This window comes from Mycobacterium sp. E3247, from assembly GCF_001667785.1.
Taxonomy (GTDB): Bacteria; Actinomycetota; Actinomycetes; order Mycobacteriales; family Mycobacteriaceae; genus Mycobacterium.
In genome coordinates this window covers 1-5038 of the sequence record NZ_LZJG01000226.1, presented here as the reverse complement: position 1 = coordinate 5038, position 5038 = coordinate 1, and the positions used below count along the sequence as shown (strand labels likewise).

At 68.8% G+C, this 5038-nt stretch carries 5 protein-coding genes; all 5 read right to left on the bottom strand.

Going from position 1 to position 5038, the window contains the following annotated elements; translation table 11 throughout:
• Nucleotides 1–237: 237 nt before the first annotated feature.
• Nucleotides 238–1182, bottom strand: coding sequence for an acyl-CoA thioesterase II (locus A9X04_RS12045; RefSeq protein WP_197509147.1), 945 nt, complete (start codon nucleotides 1180–1182; stop codon nucleotides 238–240).
• The gene (gene pyk / locus A9X04_RS12040; protein WP_067920576.1) at nucleotides 1151–2569 is read right to left on the bottom strand and encodes a pyruvate kinase; all 1419 of its coding nucleotides are present in this window, start codon (nucleotides 2567–2569) and stop codon (nucleotides 1151–1153) included. Before pyk ends, A9X04_RS12045 begins: the two co-directional genes overlap by 32 nt.
• Nucleotides 2570–2635: 66 nt before the next feature.
• A complete protein-coding gene (locus A9X04_RS12035; protein ID WP_082974965.1) occupies nucleotides 2636–3070 on the bottom strand; it encodes a DUF2752 domain-containing protein in 435 nt (144 codons plus the stop codon).
• Between the two features lie 29 nt (nucleotides 3071–3099).
• Complete coding sequence (locus tag A9X04_RS12030) at nucleotides 3100–4446, bottom strand: prolipoprotein diacylglyceryl transferase (protein WP_067920573.1); 1347 nt, start codon at nucleotides 4444–4446, stop codon at nucleotides 3100–3102.
• A partial coding sequence (trpA, locus tag A9X04_RS12025; RefSeq protein ID WP_067920571.1) for a tryptophan synthase subunit alpha occupies nucleotides 4443–5038 on the bottom strand: 596 nt, incomplete at its 5' end. The genes A9X04_RS12030 and trpA, both read right to left, overlap by 4 nt.

Sequence of the window (5038 nt, the reverse complement as noted above, 5' to 3'; positions counted from 1 at the left end):
CACCGATCAACCGGGCTGCCCGCGAATCGACCGAGACGACGACGCGCTCGCGCGCGCGGGGCTTCGCTGAGACCTCGACCAAGGGCCCGCTCACAACCACCTCCCGATGCGCTGACATTCCAGCTGGGCGGCTGATCGCCGCCTCTGCACCGAGTACCCGGCTGCCACGAACTTACGCCCGATCTGGCCCCATCTGGGCCGAATCCGCGGCGACGTCCTGCGGGTATCCCGCCCGGTCTATCGGCGGGCGGGCGGAAAGTATTTCAGCACCCCTTCTTGGACCACCGTGGCGAGGACCTGCCCGGAGCGGTCGAAGAAGTGGCCGGTGCCGAGCCCGCGCGACTCCGCGGCCACGGGCGACGACGTCGAATACAGCACCCAGTCGTCGAAGTTGACCTGCCGGTGAAACCACACGGAATGGTTGGCGGAGGCGGCGAAGATGCGGTCGAACCCCCACGACAGGCCGTGGGTGGTGATCACCGAGTCCAGCACCGTGGTGTCCGAGGAGTACACCATGGTCGCGGTGTGCAGGACCGGGTCGTCCGGCATGGTGCCGCCGGCCTTCATCCAGACCCGGTTGTAGGGCAGCCGGTCGCCCTTCTCGCGCATCACCCAGGCCGGGTCGTTGGTGTAGCGCCATTCGATCGGCTGCAGAGCGTTGACGAAGTGCGGGACGGTCTCCTCGTAACCGCGGAGCAGCTCGCCGATCGGCGGCTGCGTTTCGGGCTCACCCACCTGCGGCGGGTCGACGGCGTGTTCGAGGCCGCGGCCGCCGGACATGTAGGAGACCATCGCCGAGGACAACAGCACGCCGTCCTGCACGGCGTCGACGCGCCGATTGGCGAAGCGCCGCTCGTCACGCAGCTTGGTGACGTGGAACTCGATGTCCTTGGCGGTGTCGCCGCCGTTGACGAAGTGCACGGATAGCGCGCTGGGCGGCAGGTCGTCGCGGACCAGCGTGCGGCTGCTCGCGACGAACGACTGGGCCATGAGCTGGCCGCCGAAGGTCCGCATGGGGTTCTTGCTGGGATGAGACCCGACAAAACGCTCGTCGGTGACGCGGTTGAGGTCGAGCGTCGCCAGCAGTTCCTCGAAATCCGAATTGGTGCTGATGGCGGCGTCTCCTACCGGGGTCCCATGGGTCGTTGCGCTAAACGTCGTCCTCCCCGATCCGGTGCACATGGATCAGGTTGGTCGAACCCACTGTGCCAGGTGGCGCACCGGCGACGATGACCACCAGGTCACCGCGCTTGTAGCGGCCGAGGTCGAGCAGCGACTTGTCGACCTGGCGGATCATGCCGTCGGTCGAGGTCATCATCGGGACGATGAACGTCTCGGTGCCCCAGGTCATGGCGAGTTGGCTGCGCACCTCGGGCCACGCGGTGAAGGCCAGCAGCGGCAGCGGGGTGTGCAGTCGCGCCAGCCGCTTGACGGTGTCGCCGGACTGGGTGAAGGCGACCAGCGCCTTGGCGTCGAGCCGCTCGCCGATGTCGCGGGCGGCGTACGAGATCACCCCGCGCTTGGTGCGTGGCACGTGCGTCAGCGGCGGAGCGGCGGTCGAATTGTCCTCGACGGCACAGATGATCCGGGCCATGGTCCGGACGGCAGCCAGCGGATACTTCCCCACCGACGTCTCGCCCGACAACATCACCGCGTCGGCGCCGTCGAGCACCGCGTTGGCGACGTCGGAGGCCTCGGCCCGCGTGGGCCGCGAGTTCTCGATCATGGAGTCGAGCATCTGCGTCGCCACGATGACGGGTTTGGCGTTCTCCCGGGCCATCTGGATGGCGCGCTTCTGCACCAGCGGCACCTCTTCGAGCGGCAACTCGACGCCGAGGTCGCCGCGGGCCACCATGACGGCGTCGAAGGCCAGCACGATCGCTTCCAGATTGTCGACGGCTTCCGGCTTTTCCAGTTTGGCGATCACCGGCACCCGCCGCCCGATCCGGTCCATCACCTCGTGCACCAACTCGACGTCGGACGGCGAGCGCACGAACGACAACGCCACCAGGTCGACGCCGAGATCCAGCGCGAACGTCAGGTCCTCGATGTCCTTCTCGGACAAGGCCGGTGCGGACACGTTCATGCCGGGCAGCGAGATGCCCTTGTTGTTGCTGACAGGGCCGCCCTCTTCCACGGTGCAGATGACGTCGTCGCCCTCGATGCGCTCGACGACCAGGCCGACCTTGCCATCGTCGACCAGCACCCGATCCCCGACCGTCGCGTCCGCGGCCAGCTTCTTGTAAGTGGTCGACACGCGGTCGTGGGTGCCTTCGCAGTCCGCGACGGTGATGCACACGGTTTCGCCGTCGGCCCAGTACGTGGACCCGGTCGCGAACCGCCCCAGCCGGATCTTCGGGCCCTGCAGGTCGGCGAGCACCCCAACCGCGCGGCCCGTGGTGTCGGAGGCGGCCCGCACACGCTCGTAGGCGGCCTTGTGGTCGGAGTAGTCGCCGTGACTGAAGTTCAACCGGGCGACGTCCATTCCGGCCTCGACCAGCGCCAGAATCAGCTCGTCCGAATTCGTCGCAGGGCCAAGGGTGCAGACGATCTTTCCGCGTCTACTCACGCCGACACAGCATAGTCGCGTGAGAGCAGCCCGGTCCGACCGAACGGCGTTCGCGCGGCGGACGCGTTAACCACTCTGAATCGCCGGAAACAGCGGGAAGCCGGGCAGGTTACGCACCACCGTCCACGCGATGACAGCCAGCACCATCGTCAGCCAGGCCGCCGTTGACGGCGCCGGCTTGCCGCGACCACGGCGGACCAGCAGCCAGCCGGCCAGCATCGGGATGCCGAACAGCAGGAGAACGTTGTCGTTGACGGCGGCGGCCAGGTGGCCGTGGAGCAGGTCGTTGGTCATCCGCAGGCCACCGCAGAACGGGCAGTTCCATCCGGTGAGCCATTTGAAGGGGCACAGCGGATACACCGAATTGCTGTTGTGCGGGTCGACCAGGCCGATGTAGCCGAGCGCGCCGCCCAGCGCCAACGCGGTTCCGGCGGCGGCGGCGTATCGGCGCGGGCCGTGACGCCGTTCCACCGCTTGTCCAGCTGAATGCGGTTGCGTCACATTCTCAGCATGCCAGACGCAGCCGGCCACTAGCTGTTCGATGGCCGGTTCCTTCGCAGCCTCCAGCGGCTGCGTGGTGACTTGTACGGCTCGGCGGCCGAAGCCGGTTCGGCCGAGTCCTGTGCCGCCTCTGGCTCGGATTCATCGCCCGCCTCGGGTTCGGGCTCTTCGGCCTCCGGTTTGTCGCCCTCGGACTCATCGGCGTCGGGCTCTTCCTCGACTTCCGCCTCTGGTTCGTCGAGCTGACCCTCTTCGGCTGCGCCCTCGGCCTCGTCCGCTTCGGGCTCTTGCGCTTCCGGCTCCTCGGCCTCTCCGGGCTCTTCGGCAGCCTCCGCTTTGACCGTCTCGGGCTCGTCTACGTGGGCAGCCTCGCCGTTTTCCGCCGGCTCGGCGGGTTCATCGTCGTCACCGCCGGCACCCGCCGCGACCGCCGCGGTCGCTGCCTCGGCCGAGACGACGGTCGGTGACTCGTCCGCCGGCACCTCCGCCGGGGATTCCGCGGCGGTGTGGTCGGTGCCGCGCAGGCTCTCGGGTGCCTCCCGCCCCTTCGGCGCCACCATGATGTACACCACCGCGCCGATGAACACGAAAGTCGATGTGAACGAGTTGATCCGGATACCCGCGATGTGGGTGGCGGTGTCGTCGCGCAGCAGCTCCACACCGAAGCGCCCGATGCAGTAGCTGGCCACATACAGCGCGAACAGCCGCCCGTGGCCCAGCGTGAACCGCCGGTCCGCGTAGAGCAGGAAGGCGAAAACCAAGACGTTCCAGATCAATTCGTAGAGAAACGTCGGCTGCACGACCAGCGCCACCTGGCCCGTGGAGACACCGTCCAACGAATGGGGGTCGACGTACCCCGAGGGGTCCCGGCGGTAGAAGATCTCCAGGCCCCACGGCAGCGTGGTTTCCCGGCCGTAGAGCTCCTGGTTGAAATAGTTCCCGAGCCGGCCGATGGCCTGCGCCAGGATGATGCCCGGCGCAATCGCGTCGGCGAAGGCCGGCAGCGGGATGCCGTGCCGCCGGCAACCGATCCAGGCGCCGACACCGCCGAGCGCCACCGCGCCCCAGATGCCCAGGCCGCCGTCCCAAATCCGCACCGCCGCACCGAGCCCCGCTCCACCGGGCCCCCAATAGGTCCGCCAGTCGGTGGCCAGGTGATACAGCCGGCCGCCCACCAATCCGAACGGCACGACCCACAGGGCGATGTCGTAGATGACCCCGCGCTGGCCGCCGCGGGCCTCCCAGCGCCGGTCGCCGATCAGCAGGGCCACCACGATGCCGGTGATGATGAACAGCGCGTAGGCGCGAATCGGCAGCGGCCCCAGGTGCCAGACACCTTGGTGCGGGCTCGGGAAATACTTCGGCAACATCGTCATCGGCCGGACGCCCTCTGCCGCACACCGGCGGCCAGCTCCTCGGTGAGCGCGCGCAGCGCGGGCAACCCACCGTCACCAAGCGCCGACACCAGCGCGGACCCGACGATCACCCCGTCGGCGTAGTCGGCGATCTGCGCCGCCTGCTCTCGCGACCGCACGCCGAGGCCGACGCCGACCGGTATGTCCGACACGGCCTTCACCCGTGCCACCAGTTCGGGTGCGGCCTGCGACACCGCGTCCCGCGCTCCGGTTACCCCCATCGTGGAAGCAGCGTAGACGAATCCCCGCGACGCCTCGACGGTCATCGCCAGCCGTTGCGGTGTCGAGGACGGCGCCACCAGGAAAATCCGATCCAGCCGATGCTCCTCGGCGGCCGCCAGCCACGGCCCCGCTTCGTCGGGGATGAGGTCCGGGGTGATCAGGCCCTGTCCCCCGGCCGACGCGAGATCCCGCGCGAACGCGTCGACCCCGTACCGCAGCACCGGATTCCAATACGTCATCACGACCGCGCGCCCACCGGCCGCACTGATCGCCTCGACGGCGGCCAGCGTGTCCCGGACCCGCACTCCCGCGTGCAACGCGGCCTCGGTGG

Excerpts from the sequence above, each read along its gene's own strand:
- A9X04_RS12045 (WP_197509147.1), bottom strand. The coding sequence starts at position 1,182 with ATGTGCACCGGATCGGGGAGGACGACGTTTAGCGCAACGACCCATGGG.
- A9X04_RS12030 (WP_067920573.1), bottom strand. The coding sequence starts at position 4,446 with ATGACGATGTTGCCGAAGTATTTCCCGAGCCCGCACCAAGGTGTCTGG.